The sequence below is a fragment of the Bacillus sp. FSL M8-0350 genome (genome assembly GCF_038593345.1).
GTDB lineage: Bacteria > Bacillota > Bacilli > Bacillales > Bacillaceae > Bacillus > Bacillus safensis.
This window is the reverse complement of the sequence record NZ_CP151985.1, coordinates 2,455,894-2,478,978: the sequence shown is the minus strand read 5'-3', so window position 1 is coordinate 2,478,978 and position 23,085 is coordinate 2,455,894. Positions and strand designations below refer to the sequence as shown.

Genomic DNA, 23,085 nt, shown 5'->3' with positions numbered 1-23,085 from the left:
CCACATTCTCCTTTCTTCTATGGTAGATGTACATGGCTAACGTATTGCTCTAAAAGAGATGCCATGAATAAAAGAATGGCTGCTGCAAAAATCAATTGAAGCACAGTTAGGGTCAGTTTTTTTAATTCAATTGTTTCTCCTTTTATAAATCGATAGAGATAAATAAAAGGATAAGAGCTGACGATTGAAAACAGAATTAATCCAAGGACTTCTACGAAAGCATGAGGCAGGAGTCCTGTGAATAGCTGCTTCGCTTCGTGATTGACAATCAAATACTGAACGAGTTTGCCGATAATGTAGCCGTTGTAAAAAAGAATGCCTGCAGACATGATGCCGCCTGTAAAAGCTCCAATTCCTAATATCGCCATTCCAACTTGTAAATTGTTTAAGAAAATAGATAGAAAAAACATCTCTTCATCCTTTTTAAGATAAGGAATCTGATCATAAGGAAGAAGGCTTCCGATTAGCACAGCTGCAATAAAGATAGCAGCGTAGAGGTAACCGAGGCGTAGAATCAGTCTATTCTCCGATATAAAACATCTTATTTTTTTCAACATATTCAATCCCTTTATAGATGGTCTTGCGGCATAACACCCAGCAAATCACTGAAACGATCACAAAATATAAAGCAAACAGAATGCTTATGAGACTTGTAGAATGCTGCAAAATAGGTAGAAAAGAGGTCAAGATCATATAGTACATGAAAGGCAACACGAGAAAATTCCTTGCAAAGGCCTGTCCTTTATCGATAACTTCTATTTCTTCATTGGTTGTCCCTATTTCATGCTCGTGAATAAAATTGAATTTTGTTGTGAATGGAAACAAATACAGCTGAATCAATGGAAAAATGTAAAAGCCAATCCCCAATGCCACCAATTGAATGAGCATCTGAACATCAAAAAGGTGATATACACTTATGATTGATAGATTAATGAAAAGTAGAAAGAGTGATGGTATAGAAAATAAACAATAAAATAACTGGATTTTTGATAAGAAAAACTGCATAAGAGATGTTTGAGAAAGCTCATAGAGCCAAATATTCTTTTTTTCAGCACTCAAAGAGAATATAGAAGGGGTCAGCATTCTCATTTCATATGTTTGATTAGCTAAAATCATCACATTTAATGTGAATAATATCTGAATTTGCAAAGCTTGATGATCAATAAGCGAGATCAAACCTGTCATAACCCCGACATAGAAGAAGGCTTCATATGACATGAACATATAATTAAAAAACTCTTTAGACAGCAGCCACCTTTTTTCTTTTAACACCTTAAGGTCTTTTTGAATCAACATATTCTTTTGAAACAGCGAGCCCTGAATTTTATCAAGTGCTTGAAAGTACCAATAATATAAATCTCTAAAATGTTTTGAGCTTTGATCATGCTCTTTCCCAGTCGGAATCCAGCGAACAGGAGTCTTCATGACGAGTGTTGCAGCTAATATCACCACGAAAAATGTGACAGGTGAAGTAAAAAGCGCTAGAAATTGTAGAAATACCGAATCCTGTGAAAATAAAGCATGATGGATTTGCTGAAGATTATTCTGATATAAAGACACCAAGTTGTTTGAAAGTGTAATCCAAAACGCATCTTCTGCAAGCGAAGAAATTGATTGAAAAAGTTGTCGGAAGGTGTGATAAAAAGGGAAAACAACGTTCGATATTAGAACCCTTCCGAATAAGAAGAAAAGTAAAGAGATGCTTGCGAAAAAAAGAACACGAATGATCCCAATTTTTTTTACGACAATGTTATAGATGTAAGCACCAAATATCTTATTGCTGACGATAAAAAGTAAGAAGCCTGTCAATAAAACATTGAGATGCTTCAACCAAAATATCCAGTCATGTGTTTGAGCAATGAAATATTGAAAGAGAAAATAAATCAAATAAGTACTCAAGCTCGTAAATAGAAGCCATACCAACTCTGAAAATAAAAGCGTTTGAAAAAGGCGTCTCGCGGAAACAGGTGCAAGCTGTATTAACTCTTCAAAAGGAAGAATATGCGTTCTTCTATAAGATTCAATTCCTTTGACAATAGAGAAAAGGAACAAAAATATCACAAAAGCACTTTCCCATTCTATTTGATAGACCGAAGAGTAAAGATATGAATAAATAACGAATACAATCAGGCATCCGAATAAAGTATCAAGAATGCAAGAAAATAATATGTATTGTTTAGAAGAAAACGATTTGAAAAATGAAACCCTGCGTATTATAAACTGAGCTAGATTTGAATATTGTTGTTTCATTCTAATTGATAGAAGTAGTGATAATAATGGATATAACATCTTCTCACCTGCATAAAAATTTAAATAGAAGGAGAACAAAGTCTCCTTCTATTGGGTCATAAAATTGAATTACCAAGCAATAACAGCTTTACGGCCGTTTTTCTTAATTTCGTTTTTAAGGTACTGACGAATTGTCTCTTTACCAGCCGCTGCAATGAGAGAAAGACCACCTGATCCTACAGCAGTTAAAATGGAGACAATTGTTGTAACAGCCCCGCCCGCTTCAACCACGTTCAGAACAACAGCTGCAACACTGCCTGGAATACCAAATTCTTTTGCTAGATCAGCAACGGGCAGCATTTGTAGCGAGAAGGAAAAAAGAGCTAGCATAAGGAATCCTACTGCTAAAGCACCAAAAAGAACATGTAGTTTGATTTCATTTCTTGTTTCTGTCATATCAAATTCCTCCCTTTTTTGTATTTTTATTACTATTTTATCTTAAGATATCTTTTAGTTTATCGCAATCCTTTTTTTTCATTTTTTTCATGAATTAGTTATAGATTAATATAAAAAAGGTGAAAAGATAAGTGAGAAAAGAATCGTTTTTGCTAGAATAAAACACGTAAACATGATCTGAAATACCTTGTTTTTACAGGTGGGAAAGCGAGTCTAATTTGCATATAGGTAAAGAGATATGTGCAGAGGGACCAATATCCTTTGATCAAAATCTTCTTTCAAGATAAAATTGGAAGTATCCATCATTCTTTTGGAGGCGGTTTTCTGAATATTCGATTGTTAACACCAGATGATGCTGAAGAATATGCAGCACTCAGACTAGAAGCCCTGCGATTAAATCCAGAGGGTTTTGCGATGAGCTATGAGGAAGAGCAAATCAATACAAAGGACAAATATAAAGCGCGTTTTGATTCGGCCCAATCTATGTGGACTTTTGGCGCTTTTCATCAAGGGCAGCTTGTGGGGGCAGTCACGCTCATCCAAGAAACCTTGCAGAAGTTAAAGCACCGAGCGAATCTGACAGCGATGTATGTAACACCTAGTGCCCGCGGAGAAGGAGCAGGCCAGGCCTTGATGACAAAAGCTCTTTCCTTTGCGCGAGAACGGCAGGATATCGAGCAAATGTATTTATCAGTGGTGACAACTAATCACTCAGCCAAGCGCCTCTATCGCTCCGTTGGATTTGAGTCGTACGCTGTCGAAGAAAAAGCGCTAAAATGGGCTGATACATATGCAGATGAGGAAAAAATGGTTTTATTTTTATCATAGTCTGGAGGAGATAGAAGTGGATCAACAGGCCATGCGTATCATATTAGCAGCAGGACCCAATAGTGAGCTGGAATCTTTTGCCCTGCGTGCAGCACTTGAAAACTTCGGCGTGAAAGTCGATATGCATTGGATCGGAAGACCGAATGATCTGATTCATGTGTTATCTGGTAGAGCTAGAGGTGAAATAGATTACCTTCTTTTATCGTTTCACGGTGAAGAAGGAGCATTTATCATGCCTGAATTAGGGGAAGATGTTTACGAAGATGAGGAGCCTAGAGATACTGCCTTTGGAGTGGATGAAATCAAGCGGTATGCCTCCTTAAAAGGAGTTCATGTCATCTCTACAGGCTGCACACTAGGAGAGAAAAATTTAGCAGATGCTTTCTTAGAGTCAGGAGCTACATCTTATACGGCACCGGACGATTACATCGATGGGAATGCAGCATTTATTTTTGTGCTGACCATGCTGTACGAGCTCATGAACAATACAAAGACGGTCAGAGCGGCATTTGATCGAGCGCGTTCCATTGATGAAGAAACGAAATTATTTCAACTATATATGCAAAAGTAATCAAAGGACTGAGAAATCAAGTCCTTTTTTTATTCCTCTCTAAAAATGTGTCGAAAATGTGACAGTTATGTGATTTGCAAACTAAAAAGGGTGCATGCAAAGTCTATCCTACAAACACACGTCATTCAGGCATGACGGCATCACGAGAGGAGAATCATTGTGTCAATGAAATGGAAAGTCAGTCTCGTCCTATGCGGACTTGCGATGATCATCGGAATCGCTGCGTTTTATCATAATCAGCAGGCAAGCGGGACAGAGAAGAAGAAGGTAGAACCAGATGCGAGCTATAAAGAAGTTGAAATTGTGACCCTCGTGAATGACGGGAGATACTTGAGATATGCTGTGAACTATCCTGTGTTTCATCAAAAAAAGCTAGATCAAGAGATGAAAAGATTTGCAGAAACAGCGCTGGACAAATTCAAAACATCGTTTAGTGAAGCAAGTGATGTCGATGAAGATCATCGATACGAATTAAACATAGATTACGAGATTACTCATTATGCCAAACAAACTGCTGCGATCAAATTCAATACATATGAATGGAAAGGCGGAGTAAAAGGCGCACATGAAACGAAGATATTCAATTTTGATTTCAAGAAACAGCAGTTTTTATCAATTGATGATCTATTTTTATCAAAGAAAAAAAGTCTGCAAAAACTGTCTCAAATGACATTTGAGGAGTTGAAAAAAGATCGCTCTCTTGCTGAAAACGAGCATTTGCTCAAACAAGGAACGTCTCCTAAAGCAGAGCATTATCAGTATTTTGCCATCAAAGATCGTTTTATTGAATTCTACTTCCCAGCAGGGCAAATTGCACCAGACAAACAAGGCCCTCAAGAGCTGGCGATTAAGAAAACACTGCTTAAAGGCATGTTAAAGCCAGAATACATCAATAAAGAAAAGAACAAAAACGAGAAAAAAGAACCGATCGCAAAAAGAAAGATCGTAAAACTGCCAAAACAGGGAGTATTCAACCCAAATCAAAAAGCCATTGCCCTTACATTTGATGATGGACCAAATCCATCAACGACCTCAAAAATCTTAACAGCTTTAAAAGAAAACAAAGGACATGCGACATTTTTTGTATTAGGAAGCAGGGTTCAATATTATCCTGATATGCTGGGTGAAATCAGAAAAGGTGGAAATGAAATCGGAAATCATTCCTATAACCACCCTTTACTCACAAGACTGCCATTAAAACAAGCTATCAAACAAGTAGAAGATACACAGCAAATCATTGAAAAAGCAGGCGGGTTCACACCGACTCACTTTAGACCGCCATATGGTGGAACAAACAGTCAGATCAACGCGGCTGTCAACATGAAAGTCACACTTTGGGACGTAGATCCTGAAGACTGGAAATATCGCAACAGCCAATACGTCGCCAACTACATTCTTACACATGCGTCTAGCGGAGAAACCGTCTTAATGCACGACATCTATGACACCTCTGCAAACGCAGCTGTCACGATCATCAAAGAATTGACCAAACAAGGATTTCAATTACTAACAGTCTCGGAGCTTGAGCAGTGGAAGGAAGCCCGGGCGAAAAAGGTGAATTGAATACGTAAAAAAGATGCAAGTCTTAATGGATTCGCATCTTTTTTAAAGCCAATTATGAGAATGAAGGGAAAATATGTTAAAGTGATTGTAGAAAGGGAGGGCTTCGAATGGTATTGATGAGGTTGATCAGCATATATATGCTGACAGCGTTTAGTTTGGGATTTGTCGTAAACTATGTACCTGGTTTGATGCTGCCCATCTATATCCTTGCGATGATTGGGCTTATTTTATGTCTCGGTCATATTGCGCTTCATTATATTCGGCGAATTAGATATATGTTGTTTGATGAAAAACGATAAGATTTCTCCTATTGTAAACACCTCCGGTTGCGTGAGGTGTTTTTTTCGGTTTTTGATGTTCTAACAGTTGAATGATTTTCTCGTTTGACGCTTTGAGTTGTCTCAAAAGAGAAACGATATTTCTTGTAAATCTTGTGAGTACAATAAGTAAAATGTTGATCATCCACATGCTCTGGCCTCCAATCGCTGACTACTAAAACAGTATAATAAGAATGTCTAAAATGAACAGTTCGTGTCATATATCCGGCAATTGATGTGAATGGAGAATGTTGAGGGGGATTCATTTGAAACGAGTAGACGTGGTTTCAGCTATTATTTATGATGAGGAAGAAAATCTATTAACAGTCAAGAATGTAAAGGGATATTGGGAACTCCCGGGCGGTGCTGTGGAAAAAGGTGAACACCTGCAGCAGGCTGTCATCCGTGAAGTGAAAGAAGAGACAGGGTATGTTGTCAAAGTAAATGAACTTCATTCGGTTCGAGAAGCGTTCTTTCAAGATAAAAAACATCATGCGCTTATCATTACGTTCTTTGCGGAAATGATCGGGGGAGAGATGAACATTCTAGATCCGGATCAGGATATTGAAGAAGTAAAATGGGTCAGCACTCAAACCTTTCAAAAGCTAAACCCAAAGCTATATCACATGCTAAAATTAAACCAACAAACACAAGCCTTTTATGATTTTGAGGGAAATAGAACAATTGGTTAAATCCAAATTGATATAGACATGAAGGAGCGATATTGATGTTTTTATACTACGGCCCCACAGGAGCTCCAGTAGAAAATCCGGGAGAAGAATTCATGAAGAGGATTTTCTTTCAGGAGGGTGAAGAGTATTGGAAACAAGGAAACGGAGAATCTTCCATTGAGATAGAGGAAGAGTGGGAAAGTGAAAGTCTAGTTTTCTTTTATACTGAACCGTATGGATTCTTTATCATCAGATATCCAGATTTTTTAGTCCCTTTTCAAAAGGTAGAAAAAATTGAAACGATCGAGCATTTGGTCGCTGGATCACCATTGTATGTGCCATCGTGCAGCTATGTCGACCGCAATCAGGCGTATGAAATCGTTCAACATTTTGTGACGACAAAAAAGGTATCTGATCTTGTTGAATGGGTCGAGTTGAGGAATATTCATTTTCAGCATGATGTGAAAAGGTAGGGGAGTAAGGTGAAAGTGTGTACAGAAGAAAGGATACATAGTTTAGATGAGAGTATGCATTTACATGTAGGATATGATGAACATGGCTGTGATTATGAAGGCGTGTTTTTTAAGAGTTTAGAAACAGGAAGATGGTTATTGTTTTTTGATCAAAAAAGTTACGGGTTGAATCTCTTAAAGAGTTATGAGGAATACAATCATTTAGGCTTATTCATTGGGGAATATTCAATTGAAGATGCTCAAATCGAAGAGAAAGGTCAGCAATTATTTGAGTGCTTTTTAAAAGAAAATGGCATTGTGGAATAAATGAATGGATCTTTAACTGACCTTACTTTTCATAAGAATGTACTGATTTTAACTTTCTACCGATAAAATTAGCAGATACAGGTGTTAATTCTTTTTCTCTTGCCCAAACAGAAAGTTGACCGATATGGTGAATTTCGTGGGCAATTATATGATGTAATATTTCATTTTTAGTGTATTCATCATCCCAAGGAACTGTTACTATTCGATCTTGTTTTTCATCTAAATGAAACTTTAAAATTTCAACGATTTCATGTCGTAAAGTAGATGAGAGAGTTTTTACCTTCGTCAGAGACTTGTAATCATCAAAATTCAATACCACGTCTTCTTTACCCTGAATACCACGGAGCCAACTATATTCAACATCGATAATGTGAAAAAGAGTGTATAAAATACTCCCTGCTCCACCTATGCGGTCTTGTAACAACTCTTCTGTCGTTAGTTGATTACACCAGTTAACCCATTCGTCTCTAACCTGCCAGTTGTACTCAAAAAACTTAATCATTATGATCACTCCAAAGTTAAATTGTTTGTTTAAGTACTGCTATTTCTTAAAGATATTCTTGTTGAATTAAACGACACAATGTACATGATCTGGTGTCAGTTTAGAAACAATCATACTATCAACCTTGTTTTCATAACATGGCCCTTGGAAACTGAAACTGTTACGTTTATAGGGTCTCTTGCAGAAAGTTGTTCTTTTTGGTAAGTGGTAGTTTATCTACAATTACTAAACGTCTTGCTTCTAACGCCCCGAATGTTTGTTCTTATATTGATTATACTAAGTTTTCTGACAGGTATCAAATAACAACATTTAAAATTGATTAGCAAGAATACACGAAGCATTATATTTTATTTTTTCGTATTTACTTTTTTTAAGCTGCAGCTCTCTATATCGTGGGGCATGATGAATTGATTTCCTTCAGGTCTTAGTTCATGAACATGATCAAAATCTTGCCATTGTTCTTGAGGGCTAAGGCGGTAGCTATTATCAAAAGAAATGAAGCGAGACAGTAGCTTATTGCCGAAATAAAAAACAGACCTAGTGAGGTCTGTTTTTGTAAGAAGTTAGGAAGTTTATTTTCACTTCCCCTTCTCTCGCTTCCGTTTCTCCTTCTCCGCCCGGTAAAACTCATGAAACATCTTCATCAGCGCGCGCTTTTCAATACGTGACACATAGCTCCGTGATATCCCAAGCTCTTTGGCTATTTCCCGCTGCGTTTTTTCTTTCTTTAAATCAAGGCCGAACCGGCCGACGATCACTTCTTTTTCTCGGCCGTCGAGAATGTCAATATACTCCTTTACTTTTTCAAGCTCCATGTTGAGCTGAATGGTATCGATCACATCTTCATTTTCGGATTTTAAGACATCAATTAATGAAATTTCGTTGCCTTCTTTATCCTGACCGATGGGGTCATGCAAGGAGACGTCTTTTTTCGTTTTTTTGAGCGCGCGTAAGTGCATGAGAATTTCATTTTCAATACACCGCGCCGCATACGTTGCCAGCTTTGTTCCTTTTCCAGAGGAATAGCTTTCGATGGCTTTAATGAGTCCGATCGTCCCGATGGAGATGAGGTCTTCAGCGTCTTCCCCGGTATTTTCAAATTTCTTTACGATATGGGCGACGAGCCGAAGGTTATGTTCAATCAGCATGTTTCTTGCGTGTTCATCGCCCTGTGCCATGAGGGCTAAGTATTTTTTTTCATCATCTCCCGAAAGGGGCTGTGGAAAGGCATTGTTTTTGACATAGGACACTAAAAACACCAATTCTTTGACCATCAATCCCATCGCTGTAAATACTCCTGCCACGATTTTCACCTCCACCATGTTTAGGCCGCTGCCTATATCCTCAAATGTATGTGAAGGAGGGATTGTCTGTGTCTGTACGATGAAAAAATCATCTTTTTCAAAAAAATCGTGCTTCAGTTCGTCTCTTTTTTATGTTTGCGGTTTCTTTGCGGTGCTTGGCGGTCAAGAAGCGTGCTAAAATATGTAATATTAGACCGAAAAGGAAGGGGTAATTTCGGAACATGGGGAAGGTTCTATCTTCACATGTAGGTATGAAAATCAATGAATGGTATCGAATGATACGGCAGTTCAGTGTTCCAGATGCGGAAATCTTGAAAGCGGAAGTTGAAGCGGAAATTGAACAGATGGAAGAGGACCAGCATTTACTGATTTATTATCAGCTCATGTGTTTTCGGCACCAAATCATGCTTGACTATATACACCCTTCAAAATATCAACCTTTCTCAGTATCTAATCTAGTCGATAAAATCGAAAACTCCAATCATGAGTTATCTGATATGCTGCATTATTACCATGCATTTTTTCGTGGCATGCATGAATTTAGTCAAAAAGAATATTTAGAAGCCGTCAAATATTATCGAGTCGCAGAAAAGCAGCTGTCCATGGTTTTTGATGATATTGAGCAGGCAGAGTTTCATTTTAAAGTGGCAGAAGCCTACTATATCATGAAACAAACACATGTCTCCATGCACCATATTTTAAAGGCGCTGGAAATATACGATCAGCATGATGCGTATACGATTCGCATCATTCAATGTCTCTTTGTCATCTCAGGAAATTATCAAGATTTAAAACGAAAAGACCGGGCGCTGCCTCATTTAAAAAAGGCAAAACAGCTCGCATCTCAAATTGATCACCCGCGCATATACAGTTCAGCGCTCTATAATTTAGGAAAATGTTATGGCGAGCTTGGCTATAGAGAGGAAGCGGAACGATATTTAACGGAATCCGCTGATCTTGCCCGCAAAGAGCTGCTCCCAACGCTTCCGCATACGCTCTATACGCTGGCGAAGCTGCTTTTTAGACAGAATGAACAGGCGGATGCCCTGCGCATATTAGAAGATGGGAAATTGGCTGCAAAGAAGCATGAAGACCAGCTGTTCTGTCATATGTTTGAGTATCTGGATGCTTTATATGTTCAGGAAATCAATGAAGACCAACTGCAAAAAACCATTGATTATTTGGAAAAACTTAGCCTATACTCTTATATAGAGGATATCTCACTAGAAATTGCGACAGCCTTAGAAGCCTCTCAACAATACAAAAAGTCCAACCAGTATTATCAGAAATTATTATGGGCTCAAAATCAAATCCAAGAAGGAGAGTGTCTGTATGAATTCTAAGCAACGTTCGACAGTTGAAGAGAGAAACCAAACGTGAAACAAAGAGCGGGCCAGTATGGCCGGCTTTTTTTATTTGAAAAAGAAGCAGATATCACCATGAAGCTTGCATGAATTGATGCGAAAGCGGGCAATTTATCGGTAATGATGTTCGGTGGAGGAGGCGGTCGAATGAGAGGGCTGCATATCTTGATGTGTATATGGCTGCTATGTGCTTTTGTTCCTAATGAAGTAGAGGCACATACATTAAAACGAGTCGATCTTGAAAAAACGGGACGTGCCTTTTGGGACATGAGAGCGGAACGGAAAAAGATTGCGATCACCTTTGATGATGGACCTCATCCAGTGTATACAAATCAAATATTAGATGTGCTGAAGGAGCATCAAGTGAATGCAAGCTTTTTTGTGATAGGAAGCAGAATCCATGCTTATCCAATGATCGCAGAACGGATTGTGGACGAAGGGAATGAACTCGGCAATCATACGATGAATCATACGTATTTTGACCTTTTGTCGTCAAAGGAGATCAAGCGGGAATTAAAAGAATCAGCGGCTCATATCGCTTCACTCCAGCCTGGCGGTCCCTTATTATTTCGCCCTCCTGGTGGACGCTTAACAATGAAATCATTCCGCATTCTGTCAAAGCAAGGGTACGATGTGGTCATGTGGTCCTTTACGCAAGATCCGAAGGACTGGTCAAGACCAGGCGCACGTAAAATTGCAAGCCGAATTATTGATCATATTCAAGGCGGCGATATTATCCTTTTACATGATGGCGGGGGAAATCGCAAGCAAACGGTAGAAGCATTGAAACAAGTAATTCCTGAGTTGAAAAAGAGGGGCTATGAATTTGTAAAAGTAAGTGAACTGCTGCACCACGACAAAGCATATATGCCTGTTCAGATGCAATAGGCAGCATTCGTCAAAAACATTCATTCATTGAAACCAAAAGTCTTGTCGTTTACTATATGAAGAGGGCTTTTGGAGGTGAATGTTGTGAAGAAATATGTTTTCCTTTTCATCCTATTATGTGTTGCTGCTGGGTGCTCTAAGCCAGTACAAGAAAGCGTCATTGCATTTGGTGACAGCAATACAAGAGGATCAAACTGGGACTTTCGAGATTATCCAACATCTGGAAAATGGGTGAATCTCATGAAAAACGTCGAGCGCGGCCAAATTCAAGTGAAGAATGCAGGCATTGGCGGGCAGACGACTGAAGACGCGAAACTGCGCTTTGAGCAGGATATTTTAAAACAGAAACCAACTTACGTCCTCATCATGTTCGGTACGAATGATGCGGCGATTTTAGACGGGAAACATCCCCGAGTGACGAAAAAACGGTTTAAAGAAAATTTAACCTACTTCATTTCTGAAAGTAGAAAAGAAGGCATTACCCCGATTCTCATGACCTGTGTGCCTGTTGTAGAAGGCGGGAAAAAGGGCTTGTATTATTACTCCAGATATAAGTCATCTTATTTTGCCGGGAGAGGCGGGGCAAGAGCTTGGCAAAACTCTTATAATGACATCACAAGAGAAGTAGCGAAGGATGAGCAGGTACCGCTTGTCGACAACTGGAAAGCTTTCATCCGAGAAGCTGGAGAAGATAGTGATCATGCCCTGATTCAGTCAGGCTTGATCGACCCTTCTGGCAATCATATGACACCAAAAGGGGCGAGAATTATTTATAACGAAATCAAAGAGCGTGATGTCATCAAACATTTTTAAATGATGGCCATCTGCCTAAACAAGACCATCCATCCAGCATAGTCTAACAGTATATCTTCCTAGAAGGAGGTAACTGATATGTGGGGATGTCCTTATCCTTACCCTGCGTGTTCGCCTTATCCAGCACAAGGAGCAGGAATCGGTTACGCTTTTCTTGTTGTGTTCCTTGTGGTCATTTTAGTCGTAGGCGGAGGGTTATGGTTTTGGAATGAACAGCCTTGCAATTAAGACACCTCTTCTTTCATCAGAAGGGGTGTTTTTTACGGAAAATAGTAGTAAGCCTATAGCGCAAGTGATATAATATCAGTCACCTGAGTTTAAAAAAGGAGAGTGCTCGGGAGGCATGGTTCCTGTGATATGGAATTAAGAGGAAACAGAGAGCATATGCCCGAGCGAACGTCTTTTCATTTCTGTCTCAATTAATTCAATGAAGTCGCGATTTAAGTTCATTTCATTTGCTTTATAATACGATTCTATAAGTAAATCATCTGACAGCTTTTTCATACTAGAAACCCATATGATGGGAAAAACACCTCCCCTGAAAAAGTTGGCATAAAATTTGAGGAAAAGACATATCATCATAGGTTGATCGACTGTCTTTGAAGTACCTTTAATCTACCATGAATGGGAAACAAGAACAATCGTTCTGTTATCCACATGGTTAAGTGGATAACTTGTGGGTAGAGTGTTTATAATTGAATGAAAGCATGATGAAATATAGGTGGATAATGTGTGTAAAATTATCCACACCTGTTGAAGGTCCTCATCATATGTCGAAAACTTTTTCATTGTATTCGATAGACAGACAAATTGTGATTTGATTCGACACAATCGCTGAAAACCAATGGAAGAAAGGGTGCAAATTGTGCTAAAGAAGTATTTCTTACCGGATGAATTTGTGAAAAGTATTTTCCACATTTCGCCGCAAAAATTAAAAGAACGAAATGTAAAAGGAATTATTACCGATCTAGATAACACACTAGTAGAATGGGACCGTCCAAGTGCGACACCGCGCTTAATTGAATGGTTTCAAGAAATGAAAGATCACGGGATACAAGTGACGATTGTATCAAACAATAATGAAAAAAGGGTCAAGCTTTTTTCTGAACCGGTTCATATCCCGTTTATTTATAAAGCGAGAAAGCCTATGGGAAGAGCCTTTAATAAGGCAGTCGCTGATATGCAGTTGAAAAAAGAAGATGTGGTTGTCATTGGGGATCAGCTCATGACAGATGTTCTTGGCGGGAATCGTCATGGCTTCCATACGATTTTGGTCGTTCCTGTTGCTGCCTCGGACGGATTTTTTACAAAGTTTAACAGGCAGATTGAACGCAGAATTTTAGGAGCCTTAAAGCGTAAGGGCCACATTCAGTGGGAGGAAGAGTAATAATGGAAAAGGTTGTTTGTATTGGCTGCGGTGTAGCCATTCAGACGGAAGATAAAGATCAATTAGGATATGCGCCGGCAGCATCTCTATTGAAAGAAGATGTGATCTGTCAGCGCTGTTTTAGGTTAAAGAACTACAATGAGATTCAAGATGTTTCTTTAACAGAAGACGACTTTTTAAATATATTGCACAGCATTGGAGAGACAGATTCTCTCATTGTGAAGGTCGTTGATATTTTTGACTTTAACGGAAGCTGGATCAATGGACTGAGCCGTATTGTCGGCGGTAATCCGATTTTACTTGTCGGCAACAAAGTGGATATTTTACCGAAATCCGTGAAAAAAGATCGTCTGATTCATTGGATGAAACGGGAAGCAAAGGAAAACGGATTAAATCCTATGGATGTTTTCTTAATCAGTGCAAGCAGAGGCCAGGGTGTGCCTGAGGTGATGGAAGCGATCGATCATTACCGCGAGGGAAGAAATGTCTATGTTGTCGGCTGTACGAATGTTGGAAAATCAACATTTATCAATCGAATCATCAAAGAAGTATCTGGCGAAGAGAACGTTATTACTACATCCCAATATCCAGGTACTACACTTGATGCGATTGAAATTCCGCTTGATGACGGGTCTGCTTTATTTGATACGCCGGGCATCATCAACCGCCATCAAATGGCGCACTATGTCAGCAAAAATGACTTGAAGATTTTAACGCCGAAAAAAGAATTGAAACCTAGAACGTTCCAATTAAATGAAGCACAAACGCTTTATTTTGGCGGACTGGCTCGATTCGATTACGTAAAAGGCGGCAGAACATCATTTGTCTGCTATATGCCAAATGAGCTGAACATTCACCGTACAAAGCTGGAGAACGCAGATGATTTATATGAAAAACATGCAGGGGAACTGCTGTCACCGCCATCAAAAGAGGGAATGGAAGATTTCCCGCCGCTCGTTCCGCATACCTTTACCATTGATCAGCCAAAAATGGACATCGTCTTTTCAGGTTTAGGCTGGGTTACTGCAAATGATGCGGGCAAGCAAATCAAAGTTTATGCGCCAAAAGGCGTTCATGTGTTTATGAGACGTTCGTTAATTTAAATGTTAAAGGGGGAGAGACCTTGAAACCTTTATACGGAGTAATCGGTAACCCTGTTGGCCACTCAATGTCTCCGGATATTCATAATGCAGCACTAAAGGACGCTGGAATTGATGGACATTATCATGGCTTTCAAGTAGAAAATGATGACCTGAAAGATGCGATTAGCGGCATGAAGGCGTTAGGAATCAGCGGCATTAACGTCACTGTTCCTCACAAGGTAGAAATCATGAAGTACCTTGACAAAATTGATGTGACAGCTGAACGCCTCGGTGCCGTCAATACGGTGCGGCTCGAAGGGGATCAGCTCGTTGGGTACAATACAGATGGAGAAGGCTTTCTTCATTCATTGCTTGAAGCCTTGGATCAGCCGTTATCAGAGCTGTCATTTCTCTTGATTGGTGCTGGCGGAGCCGCAAGAGCGATTTATACGACAATTGCTCAGTATGCACCGAAGAGCTTTGATATTACGAACCGCACCATTGAAAAAGCTGAAGCTTTAATTGAAACTGCAGAGGGAAAAATCACATCTCAAGCAATCACATTAAATGCAGCAGAAGAGCGGCTTGGGGAATATGATGTCATCATCCATACGACCTCGATCGGCATGTATCCGAATGTTGAAGAAACCCCGATTTCTTTAGCGAACGCAAAAAAAACAGCGGTCGTTTGTGATATTGTGTATAATCCAATAGAAACAAAACTGCTAAGTGAAGCAGCAGGGTTAGGCTTGAAAACAGTGGATGGGGTTGGCATGTTTGTTGGACAAGCAGTAAGAGCCTTTGAACTGTGGACAGGCATTACGCCTGACGCCGGAAAAATGAAGTCAATTGTCATAGAGAAATTAGGAGGAACACCATGTTAAAAGGTAAGCAAAAACGTTTTTTACGTGCACAAGCACATCATTTATCACCTATTTTTCAAGTTGGAAAAGGCGGGGTAAATGACAATATGGTCAAGCAAATTTCCGAGGCGCTTGAAGCAAGAGAACTGTTAAAGGTCAGCGTATTGCAAAATTGCGACGAGGACAAAACAGAAGTTGCGAAAGCACTTGTAAAAGGTGCAAAGGCTGAGCTCGTTCAAACGATCGGAAATGTGATTGTCCTTTACAAAGAATCTAAGGAAAATAAACAAATTAAGCTGCCGTAAAGGTGGATGCGATATGAAAAAAATAGGGTTGTTCGGCGGTACGTTTGATCCTCCCCATAACGGGCATTTGCTGATGGCAAGTGAGGTGCGGATTCAAGTGGGGCTTGATGAAATTTGGTTTATCCCAAACCATATGCCTCCTCATAAAACTGGACGGAAACGAGCAGATAGTCATCACCGCATAAAAATGGTGGAGGCAGCGATTCAATCAAATCCGTATTTTCGGCTCGAGCTTATTGAAATGGAGCGGGAGGGTCCGTCTTATACGGTAGATACAGTCGATCTGTTAAAGAAGCGTCATCCAGAAGATCAGTTCTTTTTTATGATAGGAGCGGACATGGTCGAGTATTTGCCAAAATGGCATCGGATCGATGATTTGCTTCAAATGATCACCTTTATTGGGATGAAAAGGCCGGGTTACGTTGGAAGTACGGCATATCCTCTTTTATTTGCAGATGTTCCAGCTTTTGATGTATCATCGACATTGATTAGGCAGCGAATAGAGCAGGGGAACCCTGTCGATTATTTGATTCCGAAAGCTGTTGAGCGTTATATAAAGGAGCATCATTTATATGAATCGTGAAGAAGCATTGAACTGTGTCAAAGAGCAGTTAACAGAGCATAGATATACACATACACTCGGAGTCATGGAGACAGCCATTTCATTAGCGGAACGGTTCGGTGCAGATGTGAAAAAAGCAGAGATCGCCGCTATTTTTCATGATTATGCGAAATTTAGGCCAAAAGAAGAAATGAAGGGGATTATCCAAAAAGAACAGATGAACCCTTTATTGCTTGAATATTCGCCCGAGCTTTGGCACGCCCCGGTTGGTGCCTATTTGGTCAAAAAAGAAGCTGGAATTGATGATCAAGATGTGTTAACAGCTATTGAATTTCATACTTCCGGCAGACCAGACATGACCTTACTTGAAAAAGTCATTTATGTCGCAGATTATATTGAACCAGGACGTCATTTCCCTGGTGTCGAAGAAGTAAGGGAATTAGCAGAACATGATCTAGATCGTGCACTGATCCAATCATTAAAAAACACCATCAGTTTTCTAATGAAAAAGAATCAGCCAGTCTTTCCAGATACGCTTGCTACTTACAACTCGCTTGTGCATAAGAACAACTAAGGAGGAATTTGGATGGATTCATCATCAATTTTAAACGTCGCAGCAGGAGCATGCGATGATAAACGGGCTGAGGATATTATTGCCCTTAATATGCAAGGAATCTCACTTGTTGCAGATTATTTTCTCATTTGTCACGGGAATTCTGATAAACAAGTGCAAGCCATTGCAAGAGAAGTAAAACATCTTGCAGAGGAAAGTGGAATCGAAGTGAAGAAAATGGAAGGCTTTGATGAAGCAAGATGGGTATTGATTGACCTAGGTGATGTCATTGCCCATGTGTTCCACAAAGAAGAAAGAGGATACTACAATCTAGAAAAGCTATGGGGAGATGCGCCGAGAGAAACGCTTTCACTTGGCATTAACTCATGATTTATCAAGGGTTTGCAGGTGTGTATGACGAGCTCATGACACATGCACCTTATGATGAATGGGTTCAGTGGATCCAGCAGTATATGAAGCCGAATGCTGCCATCATCGATGTAGGCTGTGGAACTGGAGAGATTTCTCTTCGGTTAGCTGAAAAGGGCCACAAGGTCACAGGAATTGACCTCAGTGAAGAAATGCTGGCCTTTGCGCAGCAAAAAGCGCAGGCGAAAAAGCAGTCGATTCAATTTTTACATCAAGATATGAGAGAGGTTACGGGCTTTGAGCAAGCCTTCCAAGCAGCCGTTATTTGCTGTGATTCCTTGAATTACTTAAAAAACGAAAATGACGTCAAAAAAACCTTTAAAAACATGTTTCAGCTTTTAGAGGCAGATGGGATTTTACTTTTTGATGTTCATACGCCTTATAAAATGGAAGAGGTATTCCCAGGTTCGACTTATGCAGATCAAGATGAAGAGATCAGCTATATTTGGCAGAGTGATAAAGGGGATGACATGTATTCGGTCATACATGATTTAAGCTTTTTTGTAAAAGACGGAGACATGTATCAGCGTTATGATGAGACACATGAACAGCGCACATTTCCATTTGAAACATATGCAGCGTTCCTTGAGTCCGCTGGCTTTGAACAAATAGAAGTGACTGCTGATTTTACAAATGAAGCCCCCGGTGAATTCGCCGAAAGATATTTCATCTCAGCTAAGAAACCAAAAACCATCGTTTAATAGAACGATGGTTTTTTAAAACCCTTTTTTCGCTTGTTGCAAAGATGATTAATTTCTGCGATCATCAGTGAACACACTTGACGGATATTGATGCGCAACCGCTTCTAGATCTTCATCGAATTTTTCATGGGTATTTTGAAAGAGACGGTGAAACATATCTTGCACACCTGCTTCAAGTGCTTTAATGCCTTCGCCAGTGACGCCGCCTTTCACACATACTTTGTCTTGCAGTGTCGGAAGGGTATAGACTCTTTTTTCAATCAAACGGCCAAGACCAACAAGCATAACCTCTGATAAGGTGGTGGCTTCTTCTTTGGAAATATCCGTTTCTTCTACGGCTGCTTCAATCATTTTCTGAACGAGAAAACTGATAAAAGCAGGTCCGCAGCTGACAATATCGGAAGCCGCTCTAGTAATTGAATGATGGATCTCGATAGGTGTTGAAATACACGAAGCTAACTGTCTTAACGCAGTTTTCGTCGCGGCATTGCATGATGAACCAAAAGTTAAAAGTGATGCGCCTGATAAAGCGCGGTTTGTAATGCTTGGAATCAGCCTGGCTGTTTGACAAGGAACGATATCCTGAAGCTGTTCAGGATGAACCGGACTTGTAATGATGACAATGGTTTGCTGCTCCGTTAAAAGAGGGCTCAGCTCTTTTAAAAGTGGATAAATATCAAGTGGCTTGACACAAACAAAAATGAAATCTTTATTCGTGACAGCCCCTGAAAGCTGTTTCGTTACTTCAAGCTCTGGATGGTTCTTTTTTATATTGAACGCTTTTTCAATGGTTCGGTTTGTAATGGTAATCGATGAGGGATTGACTGCCTTTGATTCAATAAATGCCTCAGTAAGTATGGTACCCATGTTTCCTGTACCGATTAACCCTATATTCAAACGTTCTCCCTCCTTAGACGCATAGGATCTGTTATCTTCTAAACAGTATGTTGAGCAGTAGAAAAATATGATTGAAAGAAGCGTGAGTAAGTGAAACGACTCATTTCATTAAAAAAATACAGTCTTTATATCGCCGCTGGACTCATAGTCGTAATCATCTTCAGTTTCTTCTTTTTCACTGGAAAAGGAGAGGGCAGCAGAGAGCCAAGTGTATTGAAGGAAAATAAAGACATACAAGTCACATTAGAAGACAAACAAGAAAAGACAAAAAAAGAGCCATCGACGATTTTTGTAGAGGTCAAAGGAGCTGTAAGGAAGCCAGGTGTTTATACGTTTCAATCTGATGCTCGGGTAGAGGAAGCGATTCAAAGGGCAGGAGGCTTTACCAGCAAAGCAGACTCGATTGAAATCAACCAAGCAGCTAAATTAGAGGATAGTATGATGATTTATGTTCGGAAGCAGGGGGAAGCGGAAAGAGAGACGCAAACAGCATCAGCTGACGCATCAACGGGCGTTGAAAAGAGTGAAGGTGTGAATGTCAATCAGGCCGATGCAGCCGAATTGCAAACCATTAACGGCATAGGACCAGCTAAAGCCGAAGCTATCATTACGTATAGAGAGGAACACGGAGAATTTCAACAAATTGAAGACTTGCGGAATATTTCAGGTTTTGGGGAAAAGACGATTGAACGGCTGAAAAGTCAATTGACCGTGAAGTAGAATTGACGGTAGAGAAGAAAGGCATGTACACTTAATATCAACCATCATTCTGGAGGGATCAGCTCGTGGAAAGAATTTCATGGAATCAATATTTTATGGCACAAAGCCATTTGCTTGCTTTACGAAGCACCTGTGAGCGGTTAGCTGTTGGGGCGACCATCGTAAGGGACAAGCGCATCATTGCAGGGGGGTATAATGGCTCCATTGCCGGTGATGTTCATTGTGCGGATGTAGGGTGCTATGTCATTGATCATCACTGTGTTCGCACCATCCATGCGGAAATGAATGCTATTTTACAATGTGCCAAATTTGGTGCACCTACAGCTGATGCTGAAATATATGTCACACATTTTCCTTGTTTACAGTGCTGTAAAGCCATCATTCAAGCGGGCATACGAACAGTGTACTATGCAAAGGATTATAAAAATCATCCATATGCGATTGATTTATTCGAGCAGGCGGGTGTTCAAACAGAGCAAGTTGAATTAGATGAAATGATCATCGACTTAAAAAATCAAGAAAAATTGGCCTTTGTTGCAGATTTAATTGGGAAGCTGAGTGAATCAGGACTTAGCGAAACAGAAATTCGCGATATGCATGAGAAGGCGAATCAATTATTTACTTCCTATGTTTAAATATTTGCCGTTTGGGGCAATTTCAGCAGCTGTTGGAATTGCTCTGGCTGCATATCATCTTCATATGTATTTCCTTCTCTTTCTTCTCATCATATTACTTCTAAGCCTACTGAAAAAAATGCCTCAGCTCTTTTTAATGGTCAGCCTATGCGGTGCTGTCTATATACTCATTTTTATGATTCATGAGTCTCTTGAAACGGATCAACCCGTACTAGAAAAATTCCTATCTCGTTCCGTTGTGATTGAAAGTATTCCGAAAACAGATGGCAATCGTTTTTCAGCGACTGTTTCAACAGACCATGAACAACTAGCTACTTTTTATACAATTCAAACAGAGCGTGAAAAAGAGGCATTAAAAGAGGTAGAACCTGGTATGAGCTGTCACATGACAGGTGATGTTCGTCCAGCAAAGCACGCAACCATTCCTAACGGGTTTCAATATGATCAATTTTTAAAATCAAAAGGCATTGACGCCATTTTTCTGCCACAGTCGATCAAAAACTGTACAAAAACAGACAGTTCTTCCTATTATCTTCAAGTGATAAGGCAAAAGGGGTTGAAATTTTTAGAAGATCATGTGCCTAAACACTCTGTTGGCATTGTACAGGCACTTATTTTTGGCGATCGTGAGTTGATAGACCCTGACACATTAAGAGATTATCAAATGCTTGGGATTATTCATTTACTAGCGATCTCAGGATTGCATGTACAAACGCTTCTTGCATGTTTATTTTGGTGTCTCCTTCGTGCGGGCGTGACAAGAGAGACAGCACGTATTCTTCTATTATGCTTTCTTCCTATTTATGCTTGTTTGACAGGTGCTGCACCATCTGTTTTAAGAGCTTGCCTCATGGCAGGAATCTATTTAGTGATGACTAGTCTGCCAAAAGAAATGAAACAGCCTTCTGCTGTAGTATTAAGTGCAACGTTTTTACTCTTATTAGCAATTCATCCTCTTTATTTATTTGATATCGGATTTCAGCTTTCATTCGCGGTCACGTTTTTTATTTTGTTATCGACTAGGATTTTATCAAAAGCAAAAAGTTCAGTCATGCAATTATTCCTGATTTCCTTTATTGCACAGCTTGCTTCACTTCCTGTTCTTTTATATCATTTTCACCAATTCTCTTTACTGAGCGTACCTTTGAACATGATATTTGTTCCTTTATATACGACGGTCGTTATGCCGCTATCCTTACTCTTTTTTATTCTCACTACTATTTATCTTCCGATTGGACAAACATTGTTTCAGCTGCTTGATTCGGTGATTCAGCTTAGTCATCAATTGTCAGCCTATATGGCTGTTTTTGATGAATTTAACTTGATTTTTGTGAAGTCTGCTTGGTGGCATATTGTTCTTGAGGTGAGCGCCTTAATTGTTCTGTTATTTGTGATGGAGTGCAAAACTTCTGTGAAATCCTATGCACTGCCGATCCTTTTTCTTATTGGTGTCTTGAGTGCACACTATTTCACCCCGAATTTTTTCGAAAAAGGGGAAGTGACGATGCTGGATGTAGGACAGGGGGATAGTTTGTTTATTCAGCTGCCCTATCGAAAGGGGCACCTGCTTGTGGATACAGGAGGCAGACTTTCTTTTGAAGAAGAACCGTGGAAAAAAAGGCGTAAAGTGTCTTCGATCGGTGATCAAACGCTGATCCCGTTTCTGCATTCTAAAGGTATTGCAAAACTTGATGTTCTTATTCTTACACATGCGGATCAAGATCATATGGGAGAAGCAGCTCGTTTAATCAAACGAAATAAAGTAAGGCGGCTGGCTATTCCAAAAGGCTTTGCACGAAGTCCAGAGGATGCGGAGCTGTTAAAAGAAGCAGCTGATCAAGGGATCATGATTGATGAATTAGAGAGAGGAGATCAGCTTCAGATTGGAGAGCAAATATTTAAGGTCCTTCATCCATCGCGTGATCGGGTAACAACTAAGAATAATGATTCACTCGTTTTGACATTTACTCTAGGCGGGAAGCGGTTTATGCTCACTGGAGATCTTGAACAAGAAGGGGAGCGAGACATGATAGAAGCCTTTCCTCATCTGCGGGCAGATATCTTAAAGGTTGGACATCACGGGAGTAAAGGGTCAACAAGCGAAGAATGGCTTCAGCATCTCAAGCCCTCACATGCACTCATTTCAGCAGGTGAACGCAATCGTTATCAGCATCCACATCAGGAAGTATTGAAAAAATTAAAGGATCAACAAATGAAAGTGTATCGGACAGATATCGATGGGAGCGTGACGTATGAATTTCTCGATGAGCAAGGAACGTTTTACACTCATCCTCCATATGATATCTTACAAAATCAATAAAAAAACTGCCAAAACGGCAGTCATGTAACCTTCATGAAGTTAAGATCCAACGAGGTGTATAATGGTTGCCAAAATAAACATTGAGGCGAAAAATCCGAATGTGACGATAAAACCAACGGCTGAGTCGGTCACATCATTCCGCTTGCTTTGAACATTTTTTTCAAATTCATTCATTTTCATCCCTCCTGGCTAATTTTAGTATACTTGAACTCATTTGGAATTGCTAGAAGGTAAAGTAACCGTTTTCCATTTTATGATCATTTTATGAATATCGTCTGACAGCAGGCTGACCCGGGAGCTTGCGCCGGACGTTTACTATAAATGAGGAGGCGGCACTTTCAGCTTC

Annotated in this window: 30 protein-coding genes; 22 read left to right on the top strand and 8 right to left on the bottom strand. The window is 39.8% G+C overall.

The window, feature by feature from the left end; all coding sequences use genetic code 11:
* Nucleotides 1-17: 17 nt before the first annotated feature.
* From NSS80_RS12990 to NSS80_RS12980, 3 genes are all read right to left on the bottom strand, one after another.
* Entirely contained in the window at nt 18-557 is a 540-nt protein-coding gene (locus NSS80_RS12990; RefSeq protein ID WP_241770699.1) for a stage II sporulation protein M, read from the bottom strand.
* The gene (locus tag NSS80_RS12985) at nt 520-1,830 is read right to left on the bottom strand and encodes a hypothetical protein (RefSeq protein WP_342498326.1); all 1,311 of its coding nucleotides are present in this window, start codon (nt 1,828-1,830) and stop codon (nt 520-522) included. The genes NSS80_RS12990 and NSS80_RS12985 overlap by 38 nt, the downstream gene beginning before the upstream one ends.
* A 528-nt stretch (nt 1,831-2,358) precedes the next feature.
* Nucleotides 2,359-2,685 (bottom strand): uberolysin/carnocyclin family circular bacteriocin, encoded by a 327-nt coding sequence (locus NSS80_RS12980; RefSeq protein WP_342498325.1) that lies wholly within the window; start codon nt 2,683-2,685, stop codon nt 2,359-2,361.
* Between the two features lie 261 nt (nt 2,686-2,946).
* On the opposite strand from NSS80_RS12980, the gene NSS80_RS12975 reads away from it, so the two are divergent.
* From NSS80_RS12975 to NSS80_RS12945, 7 genes are all read left to right on the top strand, one after another.
* Entirely contained in the window at nt 2,947-3,513 is a 567-nt protein-coding gene (locus tag NSS80_RS12975) for a GNAT family N-acetyltransferase (protein WP_231122780.1), read from the top strand.
* 16 nt (nt 3,514-3,529) lie between these two features.
* Nucleotides 3,530-4,084 (top strand): hypothetical protein, encoded by a 555-nt coding sequence (locus NSS80_RS12970; RefSeq protein ID WP_034280049.1) that lies wholly within the window; start codon nt 3,530-3,532, stop codon nt 4,082-4,084.
* A gap of 159 nt (nt 4,085-4,243) precedes the next feature.
* Nucleotides 4,244-5,647, top strand: a complete 1,404-nt coding sequence (locus NSS80_RS12965) for a polysaccharide deacetylase family protein (protein WP_046311848.1) — start codon at nt 4,244-4,246, stop codon at nt 5,645-5,647.
* 107 nt (nt 5,648-5,754) lie between these two features.
* The gene (locus NSS80_RS12960; protein ID WP_034280052.1) at nt 5,755-5,946 is read left to right on the top strand and encodes a hypothetical protein; all 192 of its coding nucleotides are present in this window, start codon (nt 5,755-5,757) and stop codon (nt 5,944-5,946) included.
* 284 nt (nt 5,947-6,230) lie between these two features.
* Nucleotides 6,231-6,656 carry an NUDIX hydrolase gene (locus tag NSS80_RS12955; protein ID WP_024423061.1) on the top strand — a complete coding sequence of 142 codons (426 nt, stop codon included), beginning with the start codon at nt 6,231-6,233 and terminating at the stop codon, nt 6,654-6,656.
* A 35-nt stretch (nt 6,657-6,691) separates the two neighbouring features.
* A complete protein-coding gene (locus tag NSS80_RS12950; protein WP_317221927.1) occupies nt 6,692-7,108 on the top strand; it encodes a hypothetical protein in 417 nt (138 codons plus the stop codon).
* Nucleotides 7,109-7,123: 15 nt separating this feature from the next.
* Nucleotides 7,124-7,414 carry a DUF3986 family protein gene (locus NSS80_RS12945; protein ID WP_342498324.1) on the top strand — a complete coding sequence of 97 codons (291 nt, stop codon included), beginning with the start codon at nt 7,124-7,126 and terminating at the stop codon, nt 7,412-7,414.
* 22 nt (nt 7,415-7,436) lie between these two features.
* On the opposite strand, the gene NSS80_RS12940 is transcribed toward NSS80_RS12945, so the two are convergent.
* Together NSS80_RS12940 and sigK are read right to left on the bottom strand one after the other, a co-directional pair.
* Nucleotides 7,437-7,916 (bottom strand): DinB family protein, encoded by a 480-nt coding sequence (locus NSS80_RS12940; RefSeq protein ID WP_317221929.1) that lies wholly within the window; start codon nt 7,914-7,916, stop codon nt 7,437-7,439.
* 578 nt (nt 7,917-8,494) lie between these two features.
* Entirely contained in the window at nt 8,495-9,223 is a 729-nt protein-coding gene (sigK, locus tag NSS80_RS12935) for an RNA polymerase sporulation sigma factor SigK (RefSeq protein ID WP_034738387.1), read from the bottom strand.
* A gap of 218 nt (nt 9,224-9,441) precedes the next feature.
* On the opposite strand from sigK, the gene NSS80_RS12930 reads away from it, so the two are divergent.
* From NSS80_RS12930 to NSS80_RS12915, 4 genes are all read left to right on the top strand, one after another.
* The gene (locus NSS80_RS12930; RefSeq protein WP_024427938.1) at nt 9,442-10,563 is read left to right on the top strand and encodes a tetratricopeptide repeat protein; all 1,122 of its coding nucleotides are present in this window, start codon (nt 9,442-9,444) and stop codon (nt 10,561-10,563) included.
* Between the two features lie 168 nt (nt 10,564-10,731).
* Entirely contained in the window at nt 10,732-11,472 is a 741-nt protein-coding gene (locus tag NSS80_RS12925; RefSeq protein ID WP_025092934.1) for a polysaccharide deacetylase family protein, read from the top strand.
* Between the two features lie 84 nt (nt 11,473-11,556).
* A complete protein-coding gene (locus NSS80_RS12920; RefSeq protein WP_041118033.1) occupies nt 11,557-12,285 on the top strand; it encodes a GDSL-type esterase/lipase family protein in 729 nt (242 codons plus the stop codon).
* 78 nt (nt 12,286-12,363) lie between these two features.
* Entirely contained in the window at nt 12,364-12,513 is a 150-nt protein-coding gene (locus NSS80_RS12915) for a hypothetical protein (protein WP_162842499.1), read from the top strand.
* Between the two features lie 135 nt (nt 12,514-12,648).
* Here the strand turns inward: NSS80_RS12915 and NSS80_RS12910 are convergent, their stop codons facing one another.
* Nucleotides 12,649-12,789 carry a sporulation histidine kinase inhibitor Sda gene (locus NSS80_RS12910; RefSeq protein ID WP_003217327.1) on the bottom strand — a complete coding sequence of 47 codons (141 nt, stop codon included), beginning with the start codon at nt 12,787-12,789 and terminating at the stop codon, nt 12,649-12,651.
* Between the two features lie 361 nt (nt 12,790-13,150).
* Between NSS80_RS12910 and NSS80_RS12905 the strand changes: the two genes are divergently transcribed.
* Genes NSS80_RS12905 through NSS80_RS12870 form a run of 8 tightly spaced genes read left to right on the top strand, consistent with a single transcriptional unit; the run spans nt 13,151 to nt 18,167 of the window.
* Complete coding sequence (locus NSS80_RS12905; RefSeq protein WP_008356191.1) at nt 13,151-13,672, top strand: YqeG family HAD IIIA-type phosphatase; 522 nt, start codon at nt 13,151-13,153, stop codon at nt 13,670-13,672.
* A gap of 2 nt (nt 13,673-13,674) precedes the next feature.
* The gene (yqeH, locus tag NSS80_RS12900; protein ID WP_041118031.1) at nt 13,675-14,775 is read left to right on the top strand and encodes a ribosome biogenesis GTPase YqeH; all 1,101 of its coding nucleotides are present in this window, start codon (nt 13,675-13,677) and stop codon (nt 14,773-14,775) included.
* A 20-nt stretch (nt 14,776-14,795) separates the two neighbouring features.
* Nucleotides 14,796-15,638 carry a shikimate dehydrogenase gene (gene aroE, locus NSS80_RS12895; protein ID WP_041118029.1) on the top strand — a complete coding sequence of 281 codons (843 nt, stop codon included), beginning with the start codon at nt 14,796-14,798 and terminating at the stop codon, nt 15,636-15,638.
* Complete coding sequence (gene yhbY / locus NSS80_RS12890; protein ID WP_008342507.1) at nt 15,632-15,922, top strand: ribosome assembly RNA-binding protein YhbY; 291 nt, start codon at nt 15,632-15,634, stop codon at nt 15,920-15,922. The genes aroE and yhbY overlap by 7 nt, the downstream gene beginning before the upstream one ends.
* A gap of 13 nt (nt 15,923-15,935) precedes the next feature.
* Entirely contained in the window at nt 15,936-16,505 is a 570-nt protein-coding gene (locus tag NSS80_RS12885) for a nicotinate-nucleotide adenylyltransferase (RefSeq protein ID WP_041118027.1), read from the top strand.
* Nucleotides 16,495-17,058: a bis(5'-nucleosyl)-tetraphosphatase (symmetrical) YqeK gene (gene yqeK / locus NSS80_RS12880; protein ID WP_034280084.1), complete on the top strand. Its 564-nt coding sequence runs from the start codon at nt 16,495-16,497 to the stop codon at nt 17,056-17,058. The genes NSS80_RS12885 and yqeK overlap by 11 nt, the downstream gene beginning before the upstream one ends.
* Nucleotides 17,059-17,070: 12 nt before the next feature.
* The gene (rsfS, locus tag NSS80_RS12875) at nt 17,071-17,427 is read left to right on the top strand and encodes a ribosome silencing factor (protein ID WP_003217467.1); all 357 of its coding nucleotides are present in this window, start codon (nt 17,071-17,073) and stop codon (nt 17,425-17,427) included.
* On the top strand, nt 17,424-18,167 hold the full coding sequence (locus tag NSS80_RS12870) for a class I SAM-dependent methyltransferase (protein WP_041118025.1): 744 nt from the start codon (nt 17,424-17,426) through the stop codon (nt 18,165-18,167). The genes rsfS and NSS80_RS12870 overlap by 4 nt, the downstream gene beginning before the upstream one ends.
* 48 nt (nt 18,168-18,215) lie before the next feature.
* Here the strand turns inward: NSS80_RS12870 and comER are convergent, their stop codons facing one another.
* Nucleotides 18,216-19,064, bottom strand: a complete 849-nt coding sequence (comER, locus tag NSS80_RS12865) for a late competence protein ComER (RefSeq protein WP_041118023.1) — start codon at nt 19,062-19,064, stop codon at nt 18,216-18,218.
* 90 nt (nt 19,065-19,154) lie between these two features.
* On the opposite strand from comER, the gene NSS80_RS12860 reads away from it, so the two are divergent.
* From NSS80_RS12860 to NSS80_RS12850, 3 genes are all read left to right on the top strand, one after another.
* A complete protein-coding gene (locus tag NSS80_RS12860; protein WP_041118021.1) occupies nt 19,155-19,784 on the top strand; it encodes a helix-hairpin-helix domain-containing protein in 630 nt (209 codons plus the stop codon).
* A gap of 65 nt (nt 19,785-19,849) precedes the next feature.
* A complete protein-coding gene (locus NSS80_RS12855) occupies nt 19,850-20,419 on the top strand; it encodes a ComE operon protein 2 (RefSeq protein ID WP_024423045.1) in 570 nt (189 codons plus the stop codon).
* Nucleotides 20,412-22,739, top strand: coding sequence for a DNA internalization-related competence protein ComEC/Rec2 (locus NSS80_RS12850; protein ID WP_317222540.1), 2,328 nt, complete (start codon nt 20,412-20,414; stop codon nt 22,737-22,739). Before NSS80_RS12855 ends, NSS80_RS12850 begins: the two co-directional genes overlap by 8 nt.
* Nucleotides 22,740-22,778: 39 nt before the next feature.
* Here the strand turns inward: NSS80_RS12850 and NSS80_RS12845 are convergent, their stop codons facing one another.
* On the bottom strand, nt 22,779-22,913 hold the full coding sequence (locus NSS80_RS12845) for a YqzM family protein (protein WP_012010638.1): 135 nt from the start codon (nt 22,911-22,913) through the stop codon (nt 22,779-22,781).
* Nucleotides 22,914-23,085: the final 172 nt, after the last annotated feature.

Bases quoted from the DNA above. Each gene is read 5' to 3' on its own strand.
- NSS80_RS12990 (WP_241770699.1), bottom strand. From the start codon at position 557: ATGTTGAAAAAAATAAGATGTTTTATATCGGAGAATAGACTGATTCTA.
- NSS80_RS12980 (WP_342498325.1), bottom strand. From the start codon at position 2,685: ATGACAGAAACAAGAAATGAAATCAAACTACATGTTCTTTTTGGTGCT.
- NSS80_RS12960 (WP_034280052.1), top strand. From the start codon at position 5,755: ATGGTATTGATGAGGTTGATCAGCATATATATGCTGACAGCGTTTAGT.
- NSS80_RS12950 (WP_317221927.1), top strand. From the start codon at position 6,692: ATGTTTTTATACTACGGCCCCACAGGAGCTCCAGTAGAAAATCCGGGA.
- NSS80_RS12940 (WP_317221929.1), bottom strand. From the start codon at position 7,916: ATGATTAAGTTTTTTGAGTACAACTGGCAGGTTAGAGACGAATGGGTT.
- NSS80_RS12930 (WP_024427938.1), top strand. From the start codon at position 9,442: ATGGGGAAGGTTCTATCTTCACATGTAGGTATGAAAATCAATGAATGG.
- NSS80_RS12925 (WP_025092934.1), top strand. From the start codon at position 10,732: ATGAGAGGGCTGCATATCTTGATGTGTATATGGCTGCTATGTGCTTTT.
- NSS80_RS12915 (WP_162842499.1), top strand. From the start codon at position 12,364: ATGTGGGGATGTCCTTATCCTTACCCTGCGTGTTCGCCTTATCCAGCA.
- NSS80_RS12910 (WP_003217327.1), bottom strand. From the start codon at position 12,789: ATGAAAAAGCTGTCAGATGATTTACTTATAGAATCGTATTATAAAGCA.
- yqeH (WP_041118031.1), top strand. From the start codon at position 13,675: ATGGAAAAGGTTGTTTGTATTGGCTGCGGTGTAGCCATTCAGACGGAA.
- yhbY (WP_008342507.1), top strand. From the start codon at position 15,632: ATGTTAAAAGGTAAGCAAAAACGTTTTTTACGTGCACAAGCACATCAT.
- NSS80_RS12885 (WP_041118027.1), top strand. From the start codon at position 15,936: ATGAAAAAAATAGGGTTGTTCGGCGGTACGTTTGATCCTCCCCATAAC.
- yqeK (WP_034280084.1), top strand. From the start codon at position 16,495: ATGAATCGTGAAGAAGCATTGAACTGTGTCAAAGAGCAGTTAACAGAG.
- rsfS (WP_003217467.1), top strand. From the start codon at position 17,071: ATGGATTCATCATCAATTTTAAACGTCGCAGCAGGAGCATGCGATGAT.
- NSS80_RS12870 (WP_041118025.1), top strand. From the start codon at position 17,424: ATGATTTATCAAGGGTTTGCAGGTGTGTATGACGAGCTCATGACACAT.
- NSS80_RS12850 (WP_317222540.1), top strand. From the start codon at position 20,412: ATGTTTAAATATTTGCCGTTTGGGGCAATTTCAGCAGCTGTTGGAATT.
- NSS80_RS12845 (WP_012010638.1), bottom strand. From the start codon at position 22,913: ATGAATGAATTTGAAAAAAATGTTCAAAGCAAGCGGAATGATGTGACC.